At 60.9% G+C, this 25,463-nt stretch carries 21 protein-coding genes and 2 tRNA genes; 6 read left to right on the top strand and 17 right to left on the bottom strand.

Annotated elements, in window-relative coordinates:
* Window positions 1-92 precede the first annotated feature (92 nt).
* Complete coding sequence (azu, locus tag TU80_RS01185) at window positions 93-539, bottom strand: azurin (protein ID WP_057003681.1); 447 nt, start codon at window positions 537-539, stop codon at window positions 93-95.
* Between the two features lie 333 nt (window positions 540-872).
* Here azu and TU80_RS01180 point away from each other — a divergent pair, with 333 nt between their 5' ends.
* On the top strand, window positions 873-1,055 hold the full coding sequence (locus tag TU80_RS01180) for a hypothetical protein (RefSeq protein WP_017849733.1): 183 nt from the start codon (window positions 873-875) through the stop codon (window positions 1,053-1,055).
* A 102-nt stretch (window positions 1,056-1,157) separates the two neighbouring features.
* Here TU80_RS01180 and TU80_RS01175 read toward each other — a convergent pair whose 3' ends face one another.
* The 6 genes from TU80_RS01175 to ssp4 (TU80_RS01155) form a co-directional block, all read right to left on the bottom strand.
* Window positions 1,158-2,048 (bottom strand): transglutaminase family protein, encoded by an 891-nt coding sequence (locus TU80_RS01175; RefSeq protein ID WP_046384888.1) that lies wholly within the window; start codon window positions 2,046-2,048, stop codon window positions 1,158-1,160.
* Complete coding sequence (locus TU80_RS01170) at window positions 2,048-4,534, bottom strand: circularly permuted type 2 ATP-grasp protein (protein WP_046384889.1); 2,487 nt, start codon at window positions 4,532-4,534, stop codon at window positions 2,048-2,050. The genes TU80_RS01175 and TU80_RS01170 overlap by 1 nt, the downstream gene beginning before the upstream one ends.
* 161 nt (window positions 4,535-4,695) lie before the next feature.
* The gene (locus TU80_RS01165) at window positions 4,696-7,986 is read right to left on the bottom strand and encodes a transglutaminase family protein (protein WP_046384890.1); all 3,291 of its coding nucleotides are present in this window, start codon (window positions 7,984-7,986) and stop codon (window positions 4,696-4,698) included.
* A 199-nt stretch (window positions 7,987-8,185) separates the two neighbouring features.
* Complete coding sequence (locus TU80_RS01160) at window positions 8,186-8,680, bottom strand: hypothetical protein (RefSeq protein WP_057003680.1); 495 nt, start codon at window positions 8,678-8,680, stop codon at window positions 8,186-8,188.
* 99 nt (window positions 8,681-8,779) lie between these two features.
* Entirely contained in the window at window positions 8,780-9,238 is a 459-nt protein-coding gene (locus tag TU80_RS31230; protein ID WP_082643793.1) for a hypothetical protein, read from the bottom strand.
* Window positions 9,235-10,149, bottom strand: a complete 915-nt coding sequence (gene ssp4, locus TU80_RS01155; RefSeq protein WP_017849739.1) for an Ssp4 family T6SS effector — start codon at window positions 10,147-10,149, stop codon at window positions 9,235-9,237. The genes TU80_RS31230 and ssp4 (TU80_RS01155) overlap by 4 nt, the downstream gene beginning before the upstream one ends.
* Window positions 10,150-10,336: 187 nt before the next feature.
* Here ssp4 (TU80_RS01155) and TU80_RS01150 point away from each other — a divergent pair, with 187 nt between their 5' ends.
* Window positions 10,337-10,825: an Hcp family type VI secretion system effector gene (locus tag TU80_RS01150; RefSeq protein ID WP_046384893.1), complete on the top strand. Its 489-nt coding sequence runs from the start codon at window positions 10,337-10,339 to the stop codon at window positions 10,823-10,825.
* A gap of 15 nt (window positions 10,826-10,840) precedes the next feature.
* On the opposite strand, the gene TU80_RS01145 is transcribed toward TU80_RS01150, so the two are convergent.
* The 10 genes from TU80_RS01145 to rnr all read right to left on the bottom strand — a co-directional run bounded on the left by TU80_RS01145 (window position 10,841) and on the right by rnr (window position 22,054).
* Window positions 10,841-11,281 carry a hypothetical protein gene (locus tag TU80_RS01145; RefSeq protein WP_057003679.1) on the bottom strand — a complete coding sequence of 147 codons (441 nt, stop codon included), beginning with the start codon at window positions 11,279-11,281 and terminating at the stop codon, window positions 10,841-10,843.
* Window positions 11,281-12,207, bottom strand: coding sequence for an Ssp4 family T6SS effector (ssp4, locus tag TU80_RS01140; protein WP_046384895.1), 927 nt, complete (start codon window positions 12,205-12,207; stop codon window positions 11,281-11,283). The genes TU80_RS01145 and ssp4 (TU80_RS01140) overlap by 1 nt, the downstream gene beginning before the upstream one ends.
* 225 nt (window positions 12,208-12,432) lie before the next feature.
* Window positions 12,433-14,736 carry a YgiQ family radical SAM protein gene (locus TU80_RS01135; RefSeq protein WP_026140380.1) on the bottom strand — a complete coding sequence of 768 codons (2,304 nt, stop codon included), beginning with the start codon at window positions 14,734-14,736 and terminating at the stop codon, window positions 12,433-12,435.
* Between the two features lie 96 nt (window positions 14,737-14,832).
* On the bottom strand, window positions 14,833-16,230 hold the full coding sequence (gene dnaB, locus TU80_RS01130) for a replicative DNA helicase (RefSeq protein WP_017849744.1): 1,398 nt from the start codon (window positions 16,228-16,230) through the stop codon (window positions 14,833-14,835).
* A 110-nt stretch (window positions 16,231-16,340) separates the two neighbouring features.
* The gene (gene rplI / locus TU80_RS01125; RefSeq protein ID WP_010563337.1) at window positions 16,341-16,787 is read right to left on the bottom strand and encodes a 50S ribosomal protein L9; all 447 of its coding nucleotides are present in this window, start codon (window positions 16,785-16,787) and stop codon (window positions 16,341-16,343) included.
* An 18-nt stretch (window positions 16,788-16,805) separates the two neighbouring features.
* Window positions 16,806-17,699 carry a YybS family protein gene (locus TU80_RS01120; protein ID WP_057003678.1) on the bottom strand — a complete coding sequence of 298 codons (894 nt, stop codon included), beginning with the start codon at window positions 17,697-17,699 and terminating at the stop codon, window positions 16,806-16,808.
* A 36-nt stretch (window positions 17,700-17,735) separates the two neighbouring features.
* A complete protein-coding gene (rpsR, locus tag TU80_RS01115; protein ID WP_002551829.1) occupies window positions 17,736-17,966 on the bottom strand; it encodes a 30S ribosomal protein S18 in 231 nt (76 codons plus the stop codon).
* 28 nt (window positions 17,967-17,994) lie between these two features.
* A complete protein-coding gene (gene rpsF, locus TU80_RS01110) occupies window positions 17,995-18,417 on the bottom strand; it encodes a 30S ribosomal protein S6 (RefSeq protein WP_003217491.1) in 423 nt (140 codons plus the stop codon).
* 248 nt (window positions 18,418-18,665) lie between these two features.
* Entirely contained in the window at window positions 18,666-19,421 is a 756-nt protein-coding gene (gene rlmB / locus TU80_RS01105; RefSeq protein WP_046384896.1) for a 23S rRNA (guanosine(2251)-2'-O)-methyltransferase RlmB, read from the bottom strand.
* Complete coding sequence (gene rnr, locus TU80_RS01100) at window positions 19,418-22,054, bottom strand: ribonuclease R (protein WP_017849747.1); 2,637 nt, start codon at window positions 22,052-22,054, stop codon at window positions 19,418-19,420. Before rnr ends, rlmB begins: the two co-directional genes overlap by 4 nt.
* Window positions 22,055-22,278: 224 nt before the next feature.
* On the opposite strand from rnr, the gene TU80_RS01095 reads away from it, so the two are divergent.
* The 4 genes from TU80_RS01095 (at window position 22,279) to TU80_RS01080 (ending at window position 25,363) form a co-directional block, all read left to right on the top strand.
* Window positions 22,279-22,365, top strand: a tRNA-Leu gene (locus tag TU80_RS01095).
* A 176-nt stretch (window positions 22,366-22,541) separates the two neighbouring features.
* Window positions 22,542-22,628 (top strand) — tRNA-Leu (locus tag TU80_RS01090).
* Window positions 22,629-22,772: 144 nt separating this feature from the next.
* Window positions 22,773-23,798 (top strand): extracellular solute-binding protein, encoded by a 1,026-nt coding sequence (locus tag TU80_RS01085; RefSeq protein ID WP_057003677.1) that lies wholly within the window; start codon window positions 22,773-22,775, stop codon window positions 23,796-23,798.
* Window positions 23,798-25,363, top strand: coding sequence for an ABC transporter permease (locus tag TU80_RS01080; protein WP_057003676.1), 1,566 nt, complete (start codon window positions 23,798-23,800; stop codon window positions 25,361-25,363). Before TU80_RS01085 ends, TU80_RS01080 begins: the two co-directional genes overlap by 1 nt.
* Window positions 25,364-25,463 lie beyond the last annotated feature (100 nt).

The following is a 25,463-nucleotide window of genomic DNA, read 5'->3' as shown; positions in this document are numbered from 1 at the left end:
GGCAAGCCCCCTCCCACAGTTGACCGAGTTCCCATATGAGAATGCGGTCGAATGTGGGAGGGGGCTTGCCCCCGATGAACGATAATGCGGTCTTACTTGACGACCACAGTACCTTTCATCATCGAGATGTGGCCTGGGAACGAGCAGAAGAACGCATAGTCAGTGCCCGCTTTCAGCTTGGACACATCAAAGGTCACCGCGTCTTTCTCGCCAGCGCCAATGACTTTGGTGTGAGCGATGATGCGCTCGTCGCCGTCTTTCAGGTAGTTCTTGTCGAGGCCGGCAGCCATGCCATCGGTCGCGACCGCTTGCGTGTCGGCTGCGCTGGTCAGCACCCAGTTATGGCCCATGACGTTTTTCGGCAAGCTGCCGGAGTGAGTCAACTCGACGGTGAACGTCTTGCAGCTCTTGTCGATCACGATTTCCTTGGTGTTGTAGGACATCTGGTCGGTAGAGTCGACGGTGACCTTGCACTCTGCAGCAAGCAACTGGCCACTTGCCAGAGTCAGCAGGGAAACAGCAACGAGTTTGGCAAACATGTGATTCTCCAAGGCAGGGTTTAAACAACGCATAGTGCGACAAGGGTGCCCGAGGCAGGCAGAAAGTCTTATGACCTGAATCAACAAATTGTATACAACTTTAGGCTATCAGACTTATCGATACAATCAACCAGCCAAAGTGCCACGCCCCGCCTATGATCGGTCCATCACCCACTGGAGTCCGGACCATGCACCTCAATCATCTGTTCAGCGGTCTGTTGGCCGCATACGCCTGCGGTAAGTGAAGGCCAAGCGCGCCGCTAAGCTGCTACCATAGCGACCCAAGGCAGCTGCGCGCCGCCCACCCTCACCTTCGACCCTAGAGGATCGCCCATGGCCAAACCTAATTACTCCTTCGCCAAACGTCAAAGAGACTTGGCCAAGGAACAGAAGAAAGAGGAAAAGCTGCAACGCAAGAAAGCCGCTGCAGACGAAGAGACCGGCGCACTGAACCCGGATGCGGAAGGCGAAGTGGCAACCGACGACACCGAGACACCGAAAGACCCGGCCGAGTAAGCATCACTGTAGGAGCGAGCGTGCTCGCGAAGTGCGTTAACGATAACGCGGGGTGCCTGGTTCAACGCGGCGCCCTCGGTTTTTTCGCGAGCAAGCTCGCTCCTACAAGAGCGGCATCACCGTCACCCGCACTTCCGGGTCATGGCTGCCTCCCCCCAGAATCACCCCACGCAACGGCGAAACATCGGAGAAATCCCGGCCCCAGGCCAGGGTGATGTGTTCCAGTGCTGGCTGCACATTGTTGGTCGGATCAAAATCCACCCAGCCCGACATCGGGCAGTACACCGAAATCCACGCATGGGACGCATCGGCGCCGATCAGCCGTGGCTGGCCGGGCGGCGGCTGGGTCAGCAGGTAGCCGCTGATATAGCGCGCCGCCAGGCCCCGTGAGCGCAGGCAGGCGAGCATCAGGTGAGCGAAGTCCTGGCACACCCCGCGACGGCGCTCCAGCACCTCCACCAGCGGCGTGGCGACTTGGGTGGCTTCGGCATCGAAGGTGAATTCGCCGAAGATTTTTTCCATCAGGGCCTGAGCGCCCAGCAACAGCGGACGCCCGGGCGGGAAACAGCTTTCGGAGAACTCGACGAAGGTTTTCTTCAGATGCACGTAGGGCGATTCGAAGCGAAAGCGACAGGCTTCGATCAACGCCGGTGACAGCGGTTGGCTGCTGTAGGTCAGGCTGTCGCGAGTCTGGTCCCAGGCCGGCGACTGTTGGAAATCCAGCAGCGGCCGCGCCAGCACTTCCACGGTCAGCCCGGCATTCACCAACAATTCATCATGGGGCCGCTCGAACGCCAGGCGGGTGATCGGGTTGCCGAACACGTCCAGCTCATCGCGGCGCGAGGACGGCAACGGGCTGATATCCAGTTGCTGCGAGGTGCAGCGCTGCCAGGCACATGGCCGTGGCCACAGATGCGCCAACTGCTGGGCCAGGGACACCGGGCTGTCGTAGTGGTAATGGGTATCGTGAAAAATCTGATAGCGCGCACTCATCACACCGACACCGTTTGTTGGCTGACATCATCCACATGGGCAAAATGGCGCAAGGCCAGGCGATCCGACACTTGCCCGCTCTCATCGGCGACCGCTTGCAGCAGGTCGGCCAGGCCGTCCAGCGCGGCACGCACGCTGGCCTCGCCAAACAGCGGGTTCTCCAGGCAACCCAGGTCGAACCGCGCGAGGCGCTCGACCAACGGCGCCAGACCGGTTTCCCGGGGCACCGCGAAATCATCGTTGAGACGACGCAAGGTGCGGCTCACCAGCTTCAACTGGAACAACACGGCGTGGGGGTTCTGCTCATCCAGCAGCAACAGGTCGAGTACCGGAATCAGTTGCGGCACCGCCAGGTAGCGCGAGCGGTAGGTGATGCTGCTGTTGCCCAGTTCCAGCAACCATTCCAGCCCGGCCTGATCGAACACCGCCACGCCGCGCAGGAACGCCGCGAGGCTGCTGCTGAGAAACTGCAGGCGCTCGATGCGCCGGCCCATCATCAGAAAGCGCCAGCCTTCGTCGCGGGTCATGTCGTCCAGGGCAAACCCGGACAGCGCCGCCAGGGACATCACCAGGCGGTTGAGGAAGTCCAGCAACTCGCCAAAGTCGGGGCTTTCGCTCTCCAGTTCCAGCGCTTCGCGTTGCAGCTCCACCAGGGCCTGCCAGTTCTCTCGGGACAACTTGCCGCGCACCTGGGACGCCGCCCACTGCAAGCGCTGCAGGTTGGCGCGCAGGCTCGACGGCCAGTCGTCGCCAAGCAAGGCCGCGAGCAGGCGTTCGGGCAACTCGCCCTCCTCCGGCAACAGGCGCAGGTTTTCGCCCAGTTCGACCGCCGCTTGCAACGCCAGCGGATCGTCGCCGTCGACATAGCGCGCCAACACGATGCGCAGCCAGCGCGCGCTGTTATCGCAGCGTTCACAGTAACGGCCAAACCAAAACAGGTTTTCCACCACCCGCGACGGCAGATAAGGGTCGCGGCGCACCAGGTCATGGGCGCCGATCGGCCGCTGCGCGCGCCACTGCTCGCCGCCGGCGGCGCGTTCGCCGAGCACCCAGGTGTCCTTGCTCGCGCCGCCGCGTTGCATCGACACCACCTCGGCATCGGCCTCGGCAGCCACGCGGGTCAGGCCGCCGGGCAATACCCGGTAACCGTCGGCGCTGGCCACGGCGTAGACGCGCATGCCGATGGCGCGGTGTTGCAGGTGGTCTTCGACGGTGTGCCACACCGGCGCCTGGGACAGCTGCGCCAGCTCCTGGGCGACATACGCGTAAGGCCGCGCGCGCATGCGCTCGGCCAGGGCCTCGCGTTGTGCGTCGTTCAAGTCACGGCCGAAGACCGGGTTGAAGCTCTGTGACGGAAATGCCGGTTTGATCAGCAGCTCGGGCAGTTTCTCCAGCGCTTCGGCAAGCACCGGCGCTTCGCCGCACCACCACGTCGCAATGGACGGCAGGAGCAGTTCTTCGCCAAACAAAAATTCGTTGATCTTCGGCAGAAAGCCCAGCAGGCCGGGGGATTCCAGTACACCGCTGCCCAGGGCATTGGCCACCAGCACGTTGCCTTGGCGCGCGGCGTCGAGCAGGCCGGGCACGCCGAGGGCCGAGTCGGTGCGCAGTTCGAGGGGGTCGCAGAAGTCGTCGTCAAGGCGGCGCATGATCGCGTGTACCCGACGCAGGCCACTGAGGGTTTTCAGGAACACCGTGCTGTCGCGCACCGTGAGGTCGCCGCCTTCCACCAGCGGGTAGCCGAGCTGACGGGCGAGGTACAGGTGTTCGAAATAGCTTTCGTTGAAACGCCCAGGCGTGAGCAGCACGATCAACGGCGGCTGACTATCGCTGGGCGCCTGGCGCGCCAGGGTTTCCTGCAGGGTGCGAAAGAAACCGGTGAGGTGCTGCACCTGCAGGTCGCGGTACAGATCCGGAAAGGCGCGGGACACGATGGTGCGGTTTTCCAGCGCATAACCGGCGCCCGAAGGGGCCTGGGTGCGGTCGGCAGTAACCCACCAGCGGCCATCCGGGGTGCGCGCCAGATCGACGGCGTACAGGTGCAGGAACGTACCGTCGGGCGGCTGGATGCCCTGGCACGGCCACAGAAAATTGTTATGCCCGAACACCAGTTCGGCCGGCAGCAGGCCTTCCTTGATCAAGCGTTGCGGGCCGTAGAGGTCCGCCAGTACCGCGTTGAGCAGCCGCGCACGCTGGGCGATGCCGGCCGACAGGTGCTGCCATTCATCGGCCGCCAGCACATGGGGCAGCAGGTCCAGTTCCCACGGGCGATCAGCGCCCTTGGGGTCGGCGTAGACGTTGTAGGTCACGCCGTTTTCCTGGATCTGCCGGGTCAGCAACGCCTGGCGCTGGGCCAGTTGCGCGGGGGTGCTGCGTTGCAGATGGTCGAGCAGGCGCCGCCAATGGGCACGCACCGCGCCACTGTCGTCCAGCAGTTCGTGATAAGTGCCCGCGGTCAGCGGGTAACGGTCGAGCAAGTCGGACATGGAACGCTCGGCAGGGGCAAGGGGGCTCAGATTAACCTAACAAACACTGCAAATCCTTTGTGGGAGGGGGCTTGCTCCCGATTGCGGTGGGTCAGTCAACTCATGTATCGGCTGATTTACCGCAATCGGGAGCAAGCTCCCTCCCACATTTTGGCTTGCATTCAGTCATTTTTATTGGGGAAACGTCGCAGATCCAGGGTCATCGGTAATTCATCGTTCACCACTACGGTCGGAACCGGCTGCTTGCCCGGGGTATGACCCAGGCGGAAGAACCGCGCCATGCGCCGGCTCTCGGCTTCATTGGCATTCACCGGCAGGCTGTCGTAGTTACGCCCGCCCGGATGCGCCACATGATACTGGCAACCGCCCAGGGAGCGCTGCATCCAGGTGTCCAGCAGGTCGAACACCAACGGCGCGTGGACCGCGATGGTCGGCTGCAGGCAGTTGGCCGGTTGCCAGGCGCGATACCGCACGCCGGCGACGAACTCGCCGATGCGCCCGGTCGCTTGCAGCGGCACCGGGATGCCATTGCAGGTGAGCAAATAGCGTTGCGGTGGCAGCCCGCTCAACTTCACCTGCAGGCGCTCCAGGGACGAATCCACATAACGCACCGTGCCGCCCACCGCGCCCTCCTCGCCCAGCACATGCCAGGGTTCCAGGGCCTGGCGCAGTTCGAGCTCGATACCGCTGACGGCGTAGTCGCCGACTTTGGGAAAGCGGAATTCCAGGTGCGCGGCAAACCATTCGGCGCGCAGCGGGTAGCCGGCGGCGTTGAGTTCGACGATCACGTCGGCAAAATCCTGCTCGATGAAGTGCGGCAACAGGAAACGGTCATGCAGCTCAGTGCCCCAGCGCGCCAGTTTCGGGGGCGCATAGGGTTCGCGCCAGAAGCGCGCTACCAGCGCGCGCAGCAGCAGTTGCTGGGTCAGGCTCATGCGCGCATGGGGCGGCATTTCAAAGGCGCGCAACTCCAGCAGGCCCAGGCGCCCGGTGGCGCCATCGGGCGAGTAGAGCTTATCGATACAGAATTCGGCGCGGTGGGTGTTGCCCGTCACGTCGATCAGCAGATTGCGCAGCAGGCGGTCGACCAACCACGGCGGGCATTCTTCGCCTGGCGCGGGCATTTGCGCGAAGGCGATTTCCAGCTCATACAGCGCATCGTTACGCGCTTCATCGACCCGGGGCGCCTGGGACGTCGGGCCGATGAACAAGCCGGAAAACAGGTAGGACAATGACGGATGGTTGTGCCAGTAGCTGATCAAACTGCGCAGCAGATCGGGACGCCGCAGGAACGGTGAGTCCTTGGGTGTCGCGCCGCCCAGCACGAAGTGGTTACCGCCACCGGTGCCAGTGTGGCGCCCGTCGATCATGAATTTTTCTGTGGTCAGGCGGGTTTGTCGCGCCTCTTCGTAGAGGAATTCGGTGCGTTCCACCAACTCGTCCCAGGTGGCGGACGGCTGCACGTTGACCTCGATCACACCCGGGTCGGGCGTGACCCGGAAGTTGCTCAGACGGTAATCCGCCGGCGGCTCGTAGCCCTCCAGCAGCACCGGGCAGTGCAGCTCTTCGGCGGTGGCTTCGATGGCGGCCACCAGCTCCAGGTAGTCCTCGACGCGCTCCAGCGGTGGCATGAACAGATACAGGCGGCCTTCGCGCGCTTCGGCGCACAGTGCGGTGCGGGTCAGCCAGTCGGCGGACTCGTCGATCTTCGGCAGGCGCTCAACGCTCGGCGCCGCTTCGCCATGGCGTTGCAATTGCGCCGTGCTCGGCAGCTCGGGCAAGTCCTGGTTGGGGTCGGTCGGGTGGACAAACGGGTACTCTGCCGCCGTCACCCAGGGCTGCGAGGCCAGCGGCAGGCGATAACCCAGCGGCGAATCCCCCGGCACCAGTCGGCAGTGATTGTCGCGTAGGTACCAGCGCCCACTCTGCCAGCGGTCATTGGCAGCGGTGCGCGCCAGCGGCAGCACTTGGCCGATGACCTTGTCCAGGCCCTGGCTGAACACTTTGCGCAGACGCTCGCGTTCCAGCTCATCGCTCAGGCGCGGGTCAAGGGCGGTGACGTTTTGCGGCAGCGCGCCTTCGCGCCACAGGTAATAGAAGTTGTCTTCAAAGGCCGGAAACACAAAGCGCGCCGGCAGCTTCAGGCGCTCGGCAACACTGCCCAGGAAACGCCCGGCCAGCACGCCGTCGGCGCCGTAGTCCTGTTGCTCATCGGCGATCAGCGCGCTGTTGTGCCAAATCGGCTCGCCATCGCGGCGCCAGTAACAGTTGAGCGACCAGCGCGGCAGTTGCTCGCCGGGGTACCACTTGCCCTGGCCGAAATGCACCAGGCCCTTGGGCGCGTAGTGCTTGCGCATGCGCTGGAACAGTTCGGCCGACAGGCGACGCTTGTCCGGCCCCAGGGCAGCGGTGTTCCACTCGGCGCCGTCGGGGTCGTCGATGGAGACGAAGGTCGGTTCGCCGCCCATGGTCAGGCGCACGTCGTCCGCCAGCAGGTCGCCATCGATCTGCCGCCCCAGGGCCTGGATCGCCAGCCACTGTTCTTCGGTGTAGGGCTTGGTTACCCGTGGCGCTTCCCAGATGCGCTCTACCGACATCTCGTGGGTGAATTCGCACTCGCACGGCTCCACCAGGCCACTGATCGGCGCGGCAGACGATGGATCGGGACTACAGGCCAACGGAATATGGCCTTCACCGGCGAATAACCCGGAGGTGGCATCCAGGCCGATCCAGCCGGCGCCGGGCAAATACACTTCGCACCAGGCGTGCAGGTCGGTGAAGTCCACCTCGGTGCCGGACGGGCCATCGAGGGCTTTGACGTCGGCGGTGAGCTGGATCAGATAGCCGGACACAAACCGCGCCGCCAGCCCCAGGTTGCGCAGCAATTGCACCAGCAGCCAAGCCGAATCGCGGCACGAGCCGGAGGCATTTTCCAGGGTGAATTCCGGGGTCTGCACGCCGGGTTCCATGCGGATCAGGTAACCGATATCGGCGGCCAGGCGTTGGTTGAGGCCCACCAGGAAATCCACGGCCGGCAGCGGCGTGCGGTCGATACCCGCCAGGTAAGCGGCGAACCTCGGCGTCAGCGGCAAGGTTTCCAGGTACGGCGCCAGCTCGCGCTGCTCGTCGGCGGCGTAGCGAAACGGGATTTTTTCCGCGTAGGGTTCAAGGAAAAAATCGAACGGGTTGAACACCGCCATCTCGGCGACCAGGTCGACTTCGATACGCAGTTCGTCAGTCTTTTCCGGGAACACCAGGCGCGCCAGGTAATTACCCTGAGGGTCCTGCTGCCAATTGATGAAGTGCTGCTCGGGCAGCACTTTCAGTGCGTAGGACAAAATCCGCGTGCGGCTATGGGCCGCCGGGCGCAAACGCACGATCTGTGGGCCGAGTTCGACAGCGCGGTCGTAGCGGTAATGCGTAACGTGGTGCAACGCGACATGAATCGACACGGCGGCCTCCTGCAAGCCAGGGCATGGACACAACGCGCGCAAGACTTATGCCAGAGCGGCAGTCATTGCGCTTTATCGTAAGACCCGGTGCAGTACAGCACCAAAACGGCGCCAACGTTGGTGCAATGGTGCAAGAGCTGCACATATATGTGGCGGGGAGTGGGTGGGGCGGTATCGGTTTTGGGGGCGGGGTGGGGAATTACCTCGATTTCTTTATTCTGATTATTGCGCGCTCGTGTTTGCGCCGCTTTTCAATGGCCACCCTTACCTTCCCGCGCATATGGCGAAGTTCTACGCATTTGGCACGCAGTTCCCGGTGGCGTTTGCTGCGAAGCAGCAGCAGGCCGAGTACCGGCCAAAAGAAGCATTCCGCGTAAATGAATGGGTTCGGTGAAAAATGAAAACCTGGTACAGCGACCAACAGGCAGGCGATGAAAAGGCCATACATGCCCCAGACCCACTTAGGTCGCCCGTAGGCAATCATGAAATTGCAGTGGGTGATAAACCAGGCCAAGAGCACGCATGCACTTTCAGCAGCAGCGTTCGATAACGATGGTAAATAATAGTTTTCCACCAGCACAACAACAGAAGAACTGCCGAAGATGCCCGCTAAAATTACGCCGATAAACACGGGAAAGTAGCGCAAAAGAAAAGGGCGCACCGGTATGAGAGGTTTCCGTCCGAAAAGTCTCACTCTGATATATCCTCATACAGCCCAACCGCGACGATCCGGATGTTCCCGAACAGTAAGTTGTCGGGAATGAGGCAACGCTCCCAATTAATCAAAGCAAAATCACCTTTTTTGTAGCCTGTCAGCAATTTTCTGTATCCGTTTTCGCCTAAAACGAAGTTCAACAAGCTTCCCACGCATCTCACGATGACGCTTGCTGTTGAGAATCAGCAGACCAAGCAATGGCCAAAACAAACTTTCGGCATAGATGAACAGATGAGCGGAATAACGAATGGCCGGAAGAGCGGTAACCAGGCAGGCTCCAAAATAGACAACCATGACCCACACCCAGTCTCGTCGCCCACGGACAATCATAATGTTGCTAAGACTCAAGGCGCATGCCAGAACGACACATGCCCACCACGCTACTTGTGCCGAAATAGCTAAAGAAATGGCTTTGAGATAGTAATTTTGCACTACCACCACTACGGAAGATCCAGCAAAAATGCTTGAAAAAATCCCCCCGAGAAACACGGGTAAATAACGCTTGAGAAAAGGGCGAAGGGGCAGCAGCAATATCACTCGGTCATCTCCTCATAAATTCCGACCGCGACAGTGCGAATATTCCCAGACATCGAACTGCTAGCAACCCCTAAGGCAGCACCTAGAGCGTCTTGAATCTGCAAAACAGTGCCCTGTTTTACTTCTGCGGGCGTAAAACGCTTTGGCATTTTTCCAGCGAGTTGCTTCAACCTGATCATTTTCCGGGTCATTTCCGGGTGCCGAATACTCAACAACTCCTGGGTCAACTTTGCTCGCTCTTGACGACTCAGTCCTTTCAACACCTGCGGCAAAGTTTTTCCGGTAGATTTTCTTGTCGCATTAACCAGTCGTATAGTTGCCAGTGCCGAGACACTAGCGCCCAGTAGCGAAACAGCGTCCAAACCAATCGTCACAGCCTGATACCATGGCTCGCTATCCAGAGCATCGTTAAGAGCCGGGTCAATAATTTCGTTGCGAGTCCTCTGGCCGCCAACTAAGCACTGAATTGAACTGGCTGTTGCTGATGTAAAGCTTATCGCAGCTACCACCCCAGTAACCCCAAAGCTGAACGGACTGAGCGCCGATCCACTCAGTACCACGATCCAACTGATTACCGCAGAAGTACACGCCAAAGCTGTATTCACCGCCTCAAACGCCACCTGCGACTCTCGCGGCTCATTCGCCAGTTGCCGAGCGAACTCCACCCGCCCGACATAGCTGGGCGCCTCGCGCAAAATCACATTCTTCGGCGCGATACTGCAAATCGGCTGAAATTCACGCAGCACAACCATCCGTAGCTGCGCGTCGATGTACACCACGCCGGCACCGACGATGGCCGGATCAGCATCAATCGCCGCAAATAACTTGCGCAGATCAATACTGCTTTCCAGCCGCTGCCGCGTCATGTAATTGGGACTGAGGAAACTGTCTCTGAATACGCTGGAAGTCATCCCTATACTCCTGAGGTTCACAAGAGCGCAGAGGGTAAAGACTGCCTATCCCCGAAAAATGTCAGAAGCTTCGCTTTATCCGGACAGGCACTTCCTGATCGTGATGCCGCACCTTGTAAGCCATATCCCGAATAAGAAAAAGTACGCCCCGCGCCACTACCGGCGCACACCAAAACAGGGAGTGACAATGGCAACTGATATGTTTTTGAAGCTGGGGGACATCAAGGGCGAGTCCAAAGACCAGGCCCATCGCGACGAAATCGAGATCAGCCGATGGGGCTGGGGCATGTCCCAGACCGGTTCGATGCATACCGGCAGCGGCGGCGGTGCCGGCAAGGTCAATATTGAAAACCTGTCTGTCTCCAAGGTCATGGACAAGTCTTCACCCAACCTGATGATGGCCTGCTCCACCGGCAAGCATTACCCGGAGGCACGGTTGGTGGTGCGCAAGGCCGGTGGCAGCAATGCCGTGGAGTATCTGGTGATCACGCTGAAGGAAGTGATGGTCACGTCTTACCAAACCGACGCGGTGACCAGCAGCGATGTGCTGACTGAGGTGATAGCCCTGAACTTCGCCACGGTCGAAGTCAGCTACCAGCCGCAAAAATCCGACGGCGGCAAGGACGGCGGCGCCGTCAAATACGGCTGGAACATTCGCCAGAACGTCAAAATCTGAAACCACGTGCCGAGGCTACAGCCCCGCCTTGGCCGCCTCCCGCAACCGCCGCACTTCAACCAACTTCTTGACCATCGACCGATAGCCCTTGCTGTTGATCAGCAACAACCCCAGCAATGGCCAGAACAGGCTTTCACTGTAGATAAACCAGTGCGGCCGGTAGAGCAGTGTCGGCAGCACGACCAACAGGCACACCGCAAAAAACGCCACCATCGCCCACACGGCCCAGGCTCGGCCGCGCACCACCAGGAAGTTGCTGTTGGCCACGAACAGTGCGGCGGCTATCACCACGAACCAGGACACAGTGGCATTGGTTGCCATGGGCACGTCGGAAAAATAGGTGCTGGCCGCCAGGGAAATCGCCGCCGAACCGCCGAGGCAACCAGCGAGAATCACGCCGATGAATGCGGGAAAATGCTCCAGCAAAAACGGTTTAAGCGAAGGAACACCACCCATCACTCGGCCTCTTCGTACAAGCCAATCGCGAAGGTCTTGGCCTGTTTGTAGTTATCCGAACGCTTCAAGCCCCAGACGCTCAGCCCCGCACTGAAGGCATCGCCCAATTGGACATAGGTGGCGTGCTTGAGCTGGGTCGGCGTAAAGCGTTTGGGCAACTCGCCGCTCAGTTGCAGCAGCTTGCGCATCTTGTTCGACATTTGCGGATCGGCCACTTTCAGCAGCTCTTTGGTGAGTTTCTCCCGCTCCTGCCCGTTCAGGCCTTTGAGCACCTGACGCAGGCTTTTACCCGTGGCCGCACGAGTGACGTTGACCAGCTTAACTGTCGTCAGCGCCGAGGCGCCCACGCCGACCAAGGCGGCACCGTCGAGGACTTTGGTCGCCGTCTGGTACCACTCTTCGTTATCCAGGTAATCATTCATCGACGGGTTGACGATTTCGTTGCGCGTGCGGAACCCACCAACCAGGCACGACACGGTGCTGGCCGAGGCGGCGGTATAGCCGATGGCCGTCACGACCGTGCTGGCGCCGGCGGTGAACGGGATAGCGATGGTGCCGCTCAACACCACCAGCCAGCCAATGACCGCGCCGCCGCAGGACAACGTGGTGTTGAAGGCTTCACTCACCAGTCGCGACTCGCGCGGGTTGTTCAGCACTTGGTCGGCGAACTGCGCCGGGGCGATGTATTTCTGCGCCTCGCGCACAATGATGCGCTTGGGTCGAATGCTGCAGATCGGCTTGAACTCGCGCAGAGTCACGACGTTGAAGTCGGCGTCGATATACACCACGCCCGCGCCGACGATGCCGGGGTCGGCGTCGATGATGGCAAACAGCCGAGGCAGGTCGACTTCACTCTCGATGCGCTGGCGCGCCATGAACTGCGAGCGGTTGGAGTCCATGCCGATGTTGAGCAGGGGGTTGCTCATGGGGGGTTCTTCCTTGAAAAGTTGGGGACTGGACTGACGCCATCGGGGGCAAGCCCCCTCCCACATTTGAAGTGTGAATACATTCAAAATGTGGGAGGGCCGGTGCGACGATTCGGCTTGCTCCCGATAGCGATTTAATGGCCGCCACCTTAACAAACAGACTCCCCTCCGGCTAGAAAGCAAAACGCCAGCACGAGGCTGGCGTTTGGCATATTCAGGCAACGATCAACGCGGTACCACCGGCTTGCGGGCTGGCTTGCCACCCTTGCCCTTGGCCGCATCCGCGCGTTCCTTGGCGGCCTGCTTGTTGCGCGCCATGGCCGCGGCCTTGGCTTGCTCGCGCTTGTCCCACGGGTTGCTGCCGTCGCTGCCACGGGGCGGCAGGCCGGTGTGCTGGGTGAGAATCCTGGTGGTGGTTTCCTTGGCGACCTTGTGGCTGCCGGCCGGCGTCGAGTTCTTGCGACGCGCGCTCTGGTAGCTGTCGGTGGCCGGCTGGTGCAACGGGATCAGTTGATCCTTGCCCGGCCCGATCAGGTCGGCGCGGCCCATGCGGGTCAGTGCTTCGCGCAGCATCGGCCAGCCTTTCGGGTCGTGGTAGCGCAGGAACGCCTTGTGCAGACGGCGCTGTTCTTCGCTCTTGACGATGGTCACCGCGTCGCTCTTGTAGGTGACCTTGCGCAGCGGGTTCTTGCCCGAGTGGTACATCGCGGTGGCGGTGGCCATCGGCGACGGGTAGAACGCCTGCACCTGGTCGGCGCGGAAGCCGTTGCCCTTGAGCCACAGGGCCAGGTTCATCATGTCTTCATCGGTGGTGCCGGGGTGGGCGGCGATGAAGTACGGGATCAGGTACTGCTCCTTGCCCGCTTCCTTGGTGTACTTCTCGAACATGCGCTTGAACTTGTCATAGCTGCCGATGCCCGGTTTCATCATCTGGTTGAGCGGACCTTCCTCGGTGTGTTCCGGGGCGATCTTCAGGTAACCACCGACGTGGTGGGTGACCAGTTCCTTCACATACTCCGGCGACTCAACGGCCAGGTCGTAGCGCAGGCCGGAGGCGATCAGGATCTTCTTCACACCCGGCAACGCACGGGCGCTGCGATACAACTGGATCAGCGACGAGTGGTCGGTGTTCAGGTTCGGGCAGATGCCAGGGAACACGCACGACGGCTTGCGGCACGCGGATTCGATTTCCGGGCTCTTGCAGGCGATGCGGTACATGTTCGCGGTCGGGCCGCCGAGGTCGGAAATCACGCCGGTGAAACCCGGAACCTTGTCGCGGATTTCTTCGATCTCGCGAATGATCGACTCTTCGGAACGGTTCTGGATGATGCGGCCTTCGTGCTCGGTGATCGAGCAGAAGGTACAGCCGCCGAAGCAGCCGCGCATGATGTTCACCGAGAAACGGATCATGTCGTAGGCCGGGATTTTTTCCTTGCCATACGCCGGGTGCGGGACACGTGCGTAAGGCATGCCAAACACGTAGTCCATTTCTTCGGTGGTCATCGGAATGGGCGGCGGGTTGAACCACACGTCCACTTCGCCGTGTTTCTGCACCAGGGCACGGGCGTTGCCTGGGTTGGTTTCCAGGTGCAACACGCGGTTGGCGTGGGCATAAAGCACCGCATCACCACGGACTTTTTCCACCGATGGCAGGCGGATCACGGTCTTCTCACGGGTCATGCGCGGGCTGGCCAGGATCTGCACGACCTTGGCTTCCTGCGGATCTTCAACCGGCCCCTTTTCCTGCTCGATGGCGCAGGCCTGGGTGTCCTGGGTATTCACGTATGGGTTGATGATCTTGTCGACCTTGCCCGGACGGTCGATACGGGTGGAGTCCACCTCATACCAGCCTTCGGGCGTATCACGGCGAATGAACGCAGTGCCGCGCACATCGGTGATGTCTTCGATCTTGTGGCCCCACGACAGGCGCTGGGCCACTTCGACGATGGCCCGCTCGGCGTTGCCGTACAGCAGGATGTCGGCGGTGGCGTCGATCAGGATCGAATTGCGCACCCGGTCCTGCCAGTAGTCGTAGTGGGCGATGCGGCGCAGGGACGCTTCGATGCCACCGAGCACGATCGGCACGTTCTTGTAGGCTTCCTTGCACCGCTGGCTGTACACCAGGCTCGCGCGGTCCGGGCGTTTGCCGGCCATGCCGCCAGGGGTGTAGGCGTCGTCGGAGCGGATTTTCTTGTCAGCGGTGTAGCGGTTGATCATCGAGTCCATGTTGCCGGCCGCGACGCCGAAGAACAGGTTCGGCTCGCCGAGCTTCATGAAGTCGTCTTTGGACTGCCAGTTCGGCTGGGCAATGATCCCGACGCGGAAGCCCTGGGACTCCAGCAGCCGGCCGATGATCGCCATGCCGAACGACGGATGGTCAACGTAGGCATCACCGGTGACGATGATGATGTCGCAGGAATCCCAGCCAAGCTGATCCATCTCCTCCCTGCTCATCGGCAGGAATGGCGCAGGACCGAAACATTCGGCCCAGTACTTGGGATAGTCAAATAACGGCTTGGCTGTTTGCATGACGGTGACCGGTGTTGAGATGAAAAATCGCGGGCGCGGAATATAGCACAAATTTTGACCAATTCCGACGATAACAGTAGGAATTGAACAGAAGGATTATTCGTCGTCGTCGAAGTTGTAACTGCCCGGCGCAAGGTTCTCGAAACGCGTGTATTTGCCGATGAACGCCAGGCGGATAAAGCCGATCGGGCCGTTCCGCTGCTTGCCGATGATGATTTCGGCAATGCCTTTGTGCTCGGTCTCCGGGTGATACACCTCGTCGCGGTAGACGAACATGATCACGTCGGCATCCTGCTCGATCGCTCCGGATTCACGCAAGTCGGAGTTCACCGGGCGCTTGTTGGGGCGTTGTTCCAGGGAACGGTTGAGCTGCGACAGCGCCACCACCGGGCAGTTGAATTCCTTGGCCAGGGCTTTCAAGGACCGGGAGATCTCGGAAATCTCGTTGGTCCGGTTGTCGCCGCTGGAACCCGGGATCTGCATCAGTTGCAGGTAGTCGATCATGATCAGGGCGATATCGCCGTGTTCACGCACCAGGCGGCGGGTACGCGCGCGCATCTCCGACGGGCTGATGCCCGCGGTGTCATCGATGAACAGCTTGCGGTCGTTGAGCAGGTTGACCGCCGAGGTCAGGCGCGGCCAATCGTCGTCTTCCAGGCGACCGGCACGCACTTTGGTCTGGTCGATACGGCCCAGGGACGAGAGCATCCGCATGATCAGCGATTCGCCTGGCATCTCCAGGGAGTACACCAGCACGGTCTTGTCACTGCGCAACACGGCGTTTTCCACCAGGTTCATCGCAAAGGTGGTTTTACCCATGGATGGACGGCCGGCGACGATGATCAGGTCGGACGGCTGCAGGCCGCTGGTCTTCTCGTCGAGGTCGGTGTAGCCGGTGGAGATGCCGGTGATGGCATTGTCGGTGTTGAACAGCGTATCGATACGGTCGATGGCCTTGGTCAGCAGGTCGTTGACGCTGACCGGGCCGCCGGTTTTCGGCCGGGCTTCGGCGATCTGGAAGATCTGGCGCTCGGCCTCGTCAAGGATCTCGGCGGCGCTGCGACCTTCGGGGTTGAAGGCGCTATCGGCGATTTCGGTGCTGATGCCGATCAACTGGCGCAAGGTGGCGCGCTCGCGAACGATCTGGGCATATGCCTTGATGTTGGCGACGGACGGCGTGTTTTTGGCCAACTCACCGAGGTAGCCCAGGCCGCCGACCTGGGAGGTCTGGCCTTCCTTGTCCAGTTGCTCGGCCAGGGTCACCACGTCGATCGGTGAGTTCTGGTCGGCCAGCTTGGCGATGGCGCGGAAGATCAGGCGATGGTCATGACGATAGAAATCACCGTCCGAGACTTGATCCAGCACGCGTTCCCAGGCGTTGTTGTCCAGCATCAAGCCACCGAGCACGGCCTGTTCGGCCTCGATGGAATGCGGCGGCACCTTCAGGGCAGCGGTTTGCAGATCGTATTGCTCAGGAGCTGAAATATCGTTCATGGCCACTTGGAATTAGGGGGTGTGTAAAAAACAAAAGGCACGACCTGTAAACAGGATCGTGCCCGATGTTAACCGCCTGGCACGCGAGGTGCCAGTCAGTTAGGTGCGACTTAAGCTGCTACCACGACAACGCGTACAGTGGCTTCAACTTCAGCGTGCAAGTGCACGGCTACGTCGAATTCACCTACGTTGCGGATGGTGCCGTTCGGCAGACGAACTTCGCTTTTCGCAACTTCAACGCCAGAGGCGGTCAGTGCGTCAGCGATGTCGTGGGTGCCGATCGAACCGAACAGCTTGCCTTCGTCACCGGCGGTGGCAGTGATAGTCACTTCCAGCTCAGCCAGTTGGGCAGCGCGAGTTTCGGCCGAAGCTTTTTTGTCTGCTGCTGCTTTTTCCAGCTCAGCACGACGCTCTTCAAACGCAGCCAGGTTGGCAGCGGTTGCAGCGGTGGCTTTGCCGTATGGCAGCAGGTAGTTACGACCGTAGCCGGCCTTAACGTTCACTTTGTCGCCCAGGTTGCCCAGGTTGGCGACTTTTTCCAGAAGGATCAGTTGCATGTGAAAATCCTCTAACTTTTAACCTTCACCGTTCGCGTTATCGGCGTCTTTCGGCGCCAGACGACCGCGAAAATCAATCAGGCCGTCGACAATGGCCAAAACCACGAGTAACGGATAGATCAGCTGCATGAACAGCATCAGCGTGACGTACAACCCCACCAGCCAGAACCTGGCCAGGCGCTTCTGCGCCACCAGCCCGTGAATCAGGGCCAGCCCGGAGAACACCAGCGGTACGCTGCAAAACAGCAATAACAAGGCCGCCTCTGGACCGAAGTTCGGTCCGACCACCATGCATGCCAGCAGCAACATCGCCGGGCCCGCGGGGATTCTGATACTGCGAAACTCGCGACCAAAACCACCCGGGTTGTACAACAACGCCTGCCAGTAACGCCCAAGCATCAGGCTCAGCACACTGACAATCTGCAACACCACCGCCATCAGGCCGATCAGGGCCGGTGCTATCAGCGCCGCAAGGCGCGCTCGCTCGTCTACCGACAATTGCTGGTAGAGCTCCCCGAGAGCCAGCGGCAGGACCTTGACGATCTCTTGCGCCAGCGCCTCGATTTGCGGGTGGAAAGCCGCGCCGAGCAACACTGAAAACACCAACCCCAATGCCACGCTGACCAGCAGCGTGCGGACCCAGGACTCACTTGCGCGTAAAACCAACGCAAGGCTCGACGACCCCAGCAGCACCATAAGCACTTTGGGTTCGCCCAATTGCAGCCACCAGATCAAGGCGGCCAGCAACCCCAGGGCCAGGACGCCAACGGCATCCTGCAAACCGCGCCGCAGAAGCACAAGGCATCCCGCGGCAGCACCCAACCAATACAACAACGGCAATGCTGCACATCCAGCCACTACCAGAGTGGCCTGCACGCGACCGCGCATGATGAACTCAGCTAAGGCGCGCATGCATTCAATCCCTTACTACTTGTCGACTGCCCGGTCTCAGCGGCCGTGGCTGTCGGTGTAGGCCAGCAGGGCCAGGAAGCGGGCGCGCTTGATAGCGGTGGCCAGCTGACGCTGATAACGTGCTTTGGTACCGGTGATACGGCTTGGAACGATTTTGCCGGTCTCGGATACGTAGGCTTTCAGAGTGTTGAGATCTTTGTAATCGATCTCTTTCACGTCTTCAGCGGTGAAGCGGCAGAATTTACGACGACGGAAGAAACGTGCCATTTGATAGGCTCCTTAAAAGGTCCGTGGATTACTCGTCAGCGTTATCGCTGTTGTCGCTGTCATCACTATCAGCGCTTTCAGCGCCTTCGTGCTCAGGACGGTCGCGACGCTCACGGCGCTCACTGCGGTTTTCTTCAGCCTTGAGCATCTCGGATTGGCCGGTAACGGCTTCTTCGCGACGGATGACCAGGTTACGGATCACAGCATCGTTGTAGCGGAAGTTGTCTTCCAGCTCGGCCAGGGCCTTGCCAGTGCATTCAACGTTCAGCATCACGTAGTGAGCCTTGTGAACATTGTTGATTGCGTAGGCCAGTTGACGACGGCCCCAATCTTCCAGACGGTGGATTTTGCCGCCGTCTTCTTCGATCAGCTTGGTGTAACGCTCTACCATGCCGCCGACTTGCTCGCTTTGATCCGGGTGGACCAAAAAGATGATTTCGTAATGACGCATGAATGCTCCTTACGGGTTGTAGCCTGCCGCTCAAAAACGGTCAGACAAGGAGTGAATGACACTTATGGATCTTGCCGCAGGGAGGCACATCGGTGCCTGCCAGGAAGGCAAGGGGCGCAATTGTAGAGAAGGGGGAGGAAGGGCGCAAGGTAATTGGTGATTATTTGAACAATCTTCCAGGCACCACAAAACAAAAGTGGGAGAGGGCTTGCTCCCTCCCACATTTTGCATCTATGCCAGGCCCGACATTACTTCTTGGTCTTGGCCTTCGCACCGCGCTGGCGCTGGGCTTCGAACAGGCACACGCCGGTAGCGACCGACACGTTGAGACTGCTGACGCTGCCAGCCATCGGCAGATGAACCAGATAATCGCAATGCTCGCGAGTCAGGCGACGCATGCCCTTGCCTTCGGCGCCCATGATCAGGATGGTCGGGCCGGTGAGGTCCTGGTCATAAATGCTGACCTCGGCCTCCCCCGCCGTGCCCACGACCCACAGGCCGCGCTGCTGGAGTTTCTCCAGGGTGCGCGCGAGGTTGGTCACGGCCACCAACGGAATCACTTCCGCCGCGCCGCATGCGACTTTACGCACAACTGGCGTCAACGTGGCCGACTTGTCCTTGGGCACGATCACCGCCAGCGCACCGGCAGCATCCGCAGAACGCAGGCAGGCGCCGAGGTTGTGCGGGTCGGTCACGCCGTCCAGCACCAGCAACAGCGGTGCGCCTTCGGTGCGGTCGAGCAGCTCGTCGAGCATCGCCTCGCCCCATACCTGGCTCGGGCTGACATCCGCGACGACGCCTTGGTGGACGCCTTCAACCCACACGTCCATTTCGCGACGCTCGGCCTGGCCGATCGCCACGCGGTTTTCGTTGGCCAGCTCGACCAGCGCCTGCACGCGCGGCTCGCTGCGACCTTCGGCCAGCCAAACCTGTTTGACGCGTTTAGGGTGATGACGCAGCAGTGCTTCTACGGCGTGGACGCCGTAGATTTTTTCCAGACTCATGACTTGGCCTTAGGTTTACGCGACCCGCCGCTTTTCGCGGGGGCCGAACCCGCTTTTGGCGGGCCTTTACGGTGTTTACTGGGCTTGCTCGACGGCTTTTCCGCCGTGTGGGGCTTTCCCCCAGACGCCGCTTTACCACCGCTTTTGGCTTCGTTGAGCAACTGCTGCTTCAACTCACGGCTTCTGCGCAGTTCGGCGTTTTTCGCCGCTGCGTCGCTTGGGCGGTAGGCCTCGGGAACCTTGTCCTTGGCCGCCGGACGACGACCGGCCTTGGCCGGCGCAGGCTCGGCAACCGCTGCTTTCGCAGGAGCGCCCTTGCCTTGGGTGGCCGGCGCGGCGGTTTCGCTGCCACGTTTTTTACGGCCGATCGGCGCGGCGATGGTTTTTTCAGCCATCTCGAAGTCGATCTTGCGTTCGTCCAGGTCGACGCGCATGACGCGCACTTCGACCGTGTCGCCCAGGCGGAAACTGCGACCGGTACGCTCGCCCGCCAGGCGGTGATGCACAGGATCGAAGTGGTAGTAGTCACCCGGCAAGGCGGTGACATGCACCAGGCCCTCGACGTAGATATCGGTCAGTTCGACAAACAGACCAAAGCCGGTCACGGCCGTGATCACGCCAGGGAACGACTCGCCCACGCGGTCCTTCATGAACTCGCACTTGAGCCAGTTCACGACGTCGCGGGTGGCTTCGTCGGCACGGCGCTCGCTCATGGAGCACTGCTCGCCGAGCTGTTCCAGGGCCGCTTCGTCGTAAGGATAGATCCGCGCCTTCGGAATGGTCATGGCACCGGCGCGCTTGACGTGCGGGGTGTCTTGCTTGGAGTGGATCACGCTGCGGATCGCGCGGTGCGTGAGCAAGTCCGGGTAACGACGGATCGGTGAGGTGAAGTGGGTGTACGCCTCGTAATTCAGGCCGAAGTGGCCCTGATTGTCGGCGCTGTACACCGCCTGGCTCAGCGAACGCAGCATCACGGTCTGGATCAGGTGGAAATCCGGACGGTCCTTGATGCTGGCCAGCAGTGCCTGGTAATCCTTCGGCGACGGGCCGTCCTTGCCTTTATGCAGGGACAGGCCGAGCTCGCCGAGGAAGGCGCGCAGTTTTTCCAGACGCTCCGGCGGCGGGCCGTCGTGTACCCGGTACAACGCAGGAATTTCGTGCTTCTTCAGGAATTCAGCGGTGGCCACGTTGGCCGCCAGCATGCATTCCTCGATCAGCTTGTGCGCGTCGTTGCGGGTGGTCGGGGTGATCTCGGCGATCTTGCGCTCGGAACCGAAGATGATCCGGGTTTCCTGGGTTTCAAAATCGATCGCGCCACGCACGTGACGTGCGCCCAGCAGCACCTTGTACAGCGCATACAGCTGCTTGAGATGCGGCACCACACCGGCGTATTCGGTACGCAGGGCCTTGGCTTCGCTGGTCTTCGGCGTTTCCAGGATGGTGCTGACCTTGTTGTAGGTCAGGCGCGCCTGAGAGTGGATCACCGCTTCGTAGAACTGGTAGTCGGTCATTTCGCCGGTTTTCGAGAGGGTCATCTCGCACACCATGGCCAAACGGTCGACTTTCGGGTTCAGCGAGCACAGGCCGTTGGACAGCTGCTCAGGCAGCATCGGGATCACGCGCTCAGGGAAATACACGGAGTTGCCGCGCACCTGGGCTTCGTTATCCAGCGCCGAACCGATCTTCACGTAGCTGGAGACGTCGGCAATCGCCACGTACAACTTCCAGCCGCCGGAGAACAGGCGCAACTTGCCAGGCTTGGCTTCGCAATACACCGCATCGTCGAAGTCGCGGGCGTCTTCGCCGTCGATGGTGACGAACGGCAGATGGCGCAGGTCGATGCGCTTTTCCTTGTCCTTCTCTTCGACTTCCGGCTTGAGCTTGGCGGCTTCCTTGAGCACGGCTTCGGGCCAGACGTGAGGAATATCGTAGGTGCGCAGCGCGACGTCGATTTCCATGCCCGGCGCCATGTAGTTGCCGACCACTTCGATGATATCGCCCTGAGGCTGGAAGCGCGGGGTCGGCCAGTGGGTGATTTTCACCTCCACGAACTGACCGACCTTGGCCGCGCCATTGCGGCCCGGGGTCACCAGCACTTCCTGCTGGACCTTCGGGTTGTCCGGAATGACGAAGCCGATGCCGCCTTCTTCGAAGTAACGCCCGACGATGGACTCATGGGCACGGGACACCACTTCGACGATCACGCCTTCACGGCGGCCGCGACGGTCCAGGCCCGACACGCGCGCCAGCGCACGGTCGCCATCGAACACCAGGCGCATTTGCGCCGGGCTCATGAACAGGTCGTCGCTGCCGTCATCCGGGATCAGGAAGCCGAAGCCATCACGGTGGCCGGCAATGCGACCCAGGATCAGGTCGAGCTTGTCCACGGGCGCATAGGTGCCACGGCGGGTGTAGATCAACTGAGCATCGCGCTCCATGGCACGCAGACGGCGGCGCAGGGCTTCGAGCTGGTCTTCGGTGGTCAGACCGAATTCTTCAACCAGCTGCTCGCGGCTAGCAGGCGAACCACGATCGGCGAGATGCGCCAGGATCAGTTCGCGGCTAGGAATAGGGTTTTCATATTTTTCCGCTTCACGAGCGGCCTCGGGATCGAGGGACTGCCAATCGGCCATTAGAGAGTTTTCACCTTGTCTATATGCGGGTTAGTTTGGCATACGCGTATTGAAACGGGAAATTTCAGGCGTCAACAAGCGTTTTAAAGCACTTTGTGACCCCCAACACGCACCTTGTACGACCATTGGCGAAATTTTCCAGGCTTTTTTCATGGCAGGGGTTTACAGTTCAAAAGCCACTCCGTATAGTGCGCGCCATCGACGACAGCAACGTTGAAGATACTGCCCAGATGGTGAAATTGGTAGACACGCCAGCTTCAGGTGCTGGTGACCGCAAGGTCGTGGAAGTTCGAGTCTTCTTCTGGGCACCAATTCAAAACTCGAGGTCAGCCTTGAGTTATCCAGAAACCCGCGAAAGCGGGTTTTTGCGTTACAGTCCTTTGATTCTTAACGAAAAACTGATTTATATTTTCGAATCAGGGGTTTACAGATCAAAAAGCGCTCCGTATAGTTCGCTCCATCAACAGCGGCAACGTTGCTTGATAATGCCCAGGTGGTGAAATTGGTAGACACGCCAGCTTCAGGTGCTGGTGATCGCAAGGTCGTGGAAGTTCGAGTCTTCTCCTGGGCACCAAATTCAGATCAAACCCGCGAAAGCGGGTTTTTTCGTTTCCGGGGTGTGAAAACCGCCCCATGGATTTCTCCTTCATCCGCACTTGAGAAGCTTTATCGTTTATCCTTGCAACGATTTGTTGCACTCAAGCGAGGAAACTTCCGGATGATGATCCGTGGCACCCATCTCAAGACATCCCTTCTGCGTGGCCTTAGCCTCACTCTGCTCGGCCTGACCCTGCTCTCGCCCACCGCCTATTGCGCCGACAAGGTTGCCCTGACCCTGTACAACGGCCAACACAAAGAAGTCGGCGATGAACTCGCCAAAGCCTTCGAAGCCAAGACCGGCATTCACGTCAACGTGCGCAAAGGCAGCAGCAACCAGCTGGCCAGCCAGGTCGTCGAAGAAGGCGCGCGCTCCCCGGCCGATGTGATCTACACCGAAGAATCGCCGCCGTTGAACAAACTCGGCGAGCAAGGCCTGCTGGCGAAAATCGACGCTGGCACCCTCGATGTATTGCCCAAGGATTACATCGGCAGCCAGGGCGACTGGATGGGCGTGACCGCACGCACCCGCGTCGTGGCCTTCAACCCGAAACTGATCGCCGAGAAAGACCTGCCCAAGTCGGTCCTGGATTTCGCCCGCCCCGAATGGCAAGGCAAGGTCGGCTTCGTGCCCACCAGCGGCGCGTTCCAGGAACAAGCCGTGGCGATCATCAAGCTGCACGGTCGCGAAGCCGCCGAAGAATGGCTGACCGGCCTGCGCGCCTTCGGCAAGGTGTACAGCAACAATATGGTCGCCCTCAAAGCCGTGGAAAACGGCGAAATCGCCAGCGTGCTGGTGAACAACTACTACTGGTTTGCCCTGAAGAAGGAAAAAACCAACCTGGACTCGCAACTGCACTACTTCACCAATGGCGATGCCGGCGGCCTGATCACCGTGTCTTCCGCTGCCGCTCTGAAATCCAGCAAGCACCCGCAAGAAGCCCAGCAACTGCTGGCGTTCATGGTCAGCGAAGAAGGCCAGCGCGTGATCACCAACACCTCGGCCGAATACCCGCTGCGCAAGGGCATGGAGTCCAGTCGCGGCCTGAAGCCGTTCAGCGAGCTGCAACCGCCGAAAGTCACCCCCGCCGACCTGGGTAACGCGCAAGAAGCCCTGGACCTGGAACGTGACGTTGGCCTGAACTGATGAACCCATCGCTCCGCGCTCCCGCCCTGCGCGGGGGCTACAGCCCGCGACGCAAGCGCCCGTCGATCTGGCTGTTGCTGCCTGTGCTGCTCCTGGTGGGCTTGAGCCTGTTGCCGCTGGCGTATGTCGGGCTCAAGGCCTGGCAAGCGGGCTGGGCGGAGGCCGTGCATCTGCTGTGGCGCCCGTATGTGTTCGGGCTGCTGCGCAACACCCTGGCGCTGATGGTCGGGGTCACACTGGCGTGCGGCGTGATCGGCCTATCCCTCGCCTGGCTGCTGGAGCGCAGCAACCTGCCGGGGCGCCGCCTCTGGGGCGTGATCCTGTGCCTGCCGTTTGCGGTGCCGGCGTTTGTCAGCAGCTTCACCTGGGTGTCGCTGAGCGCCAACTTCGAAGGGCTCGGCGGGGCGATCCTGGTGATGACCCTGTCGAAATACCCGCTGGTGTTTCTGCCGGTGGCGGCGACCCTGCGCAATCTCGACCCCTCCCTCGAAGAGTCCGCGCGCACCCTGGGGCTGAATCGCTGGGGCGTGTTCCGGCGCATCACCCTGCCCTTGCTGTGGCCGTCGCTGTTGGCCGGGGCATTGTTGATCGCGCTGCATATGCTGGTGGAATTCGGCGCGCTGTCGATCATCGGCCTGCAGACCTTTACTACAGCGATCTATCAGCAATTCGAACTGGAATTCAGCAACGCCAATGCAGCGATGCTGTCGGCGGTGTTGCTGGCAATGTGCCTGACACTGCTGTGGCTGGAACTGCGCGTGCGCGGCAAGGGCCGACATGTGCGGATCGGCCAGGGCGCGGCGCGGCATGCGGAACAGGTCCGACTGGGCAAGTGGGCGCCATTGGGGCAGCTGTATTGCCTGGCGCTGGCGATCATCGGCAGCGGCATTCCGCTGGGGATGCTCGGCTATTGGCTGGCGGTGGGCTCGTCGGCCGCGTTCCCGGTGGCCGAGATTGGTGAGGCGCTGCTGTCCTCCCTGGCGCTGTCGCTGGGCGGCGCGGCGCTGTGCCTGGTACTCGCGGTGCCGGTGGGGTTGCTGGTGGTGCGCTACAAAGGCCCGCTGGCGCTCTGGGCCGAGCGCCTGCCGTACTTGCTGCACGCCCTGCCCGGCCTGGTGATTGCGCTGACGCTGGTGTACTTCGCCTTGCACTACGTGCCGGCGCTGTACCAGACGTCGGCACTGCTGCTGATTGCCTATGCGCTGCTGTTTCTGCCGCTGGCCCAGGCGCCGATCCGGACAGCCTTGAACAAGGCGGCACCGCAGCTGGAAGAAGCTGCACGCACGCTGGGTGCGTCGTCGTTCAGTGCCTTTTGCCGAGTGACCCTGCCGATTATTTTCCCGGCTTTGGGGGCGGCATTCGCGCTGGTATTTCTCGATGCGATGAAGGAATTGACCGCCACATTACTGCTCAGCCCGACCGGGCTGAATACCCTGGCGACGGCGGTGTGGGCGCATACCTCGAATATCGAATTCGCGGCGGCGGCGCCGTATGCGGCGTTGTTGATTCTGGTGTCGGGGTTGCCGGTTTATTTGCTCACGACGCGGATGTATCTGAGTCGCTGAAACCGCTATCGGGGGCAAGCCCCCTCCCACAGTTGACTGGGCTCCAGCTTTGGAATGCAGTCGAATGTGGGAGGGAGCTTGCTCCCGATAGCGACGGCAC

The organism is Pseudomonas veronii (genome assembly GCF_001439695.1).
Taxonomy (GTDB): Bacteria; Pseudomonadota; Gammaproteobacteria; order Pseudomonadales; family Pseudomonadaceae; genus Aquipseudomonas; species Aquipseudomonas veronii.
This window is presented reverse-complemented; position numbering and strand designations above follow the sequence as displayed.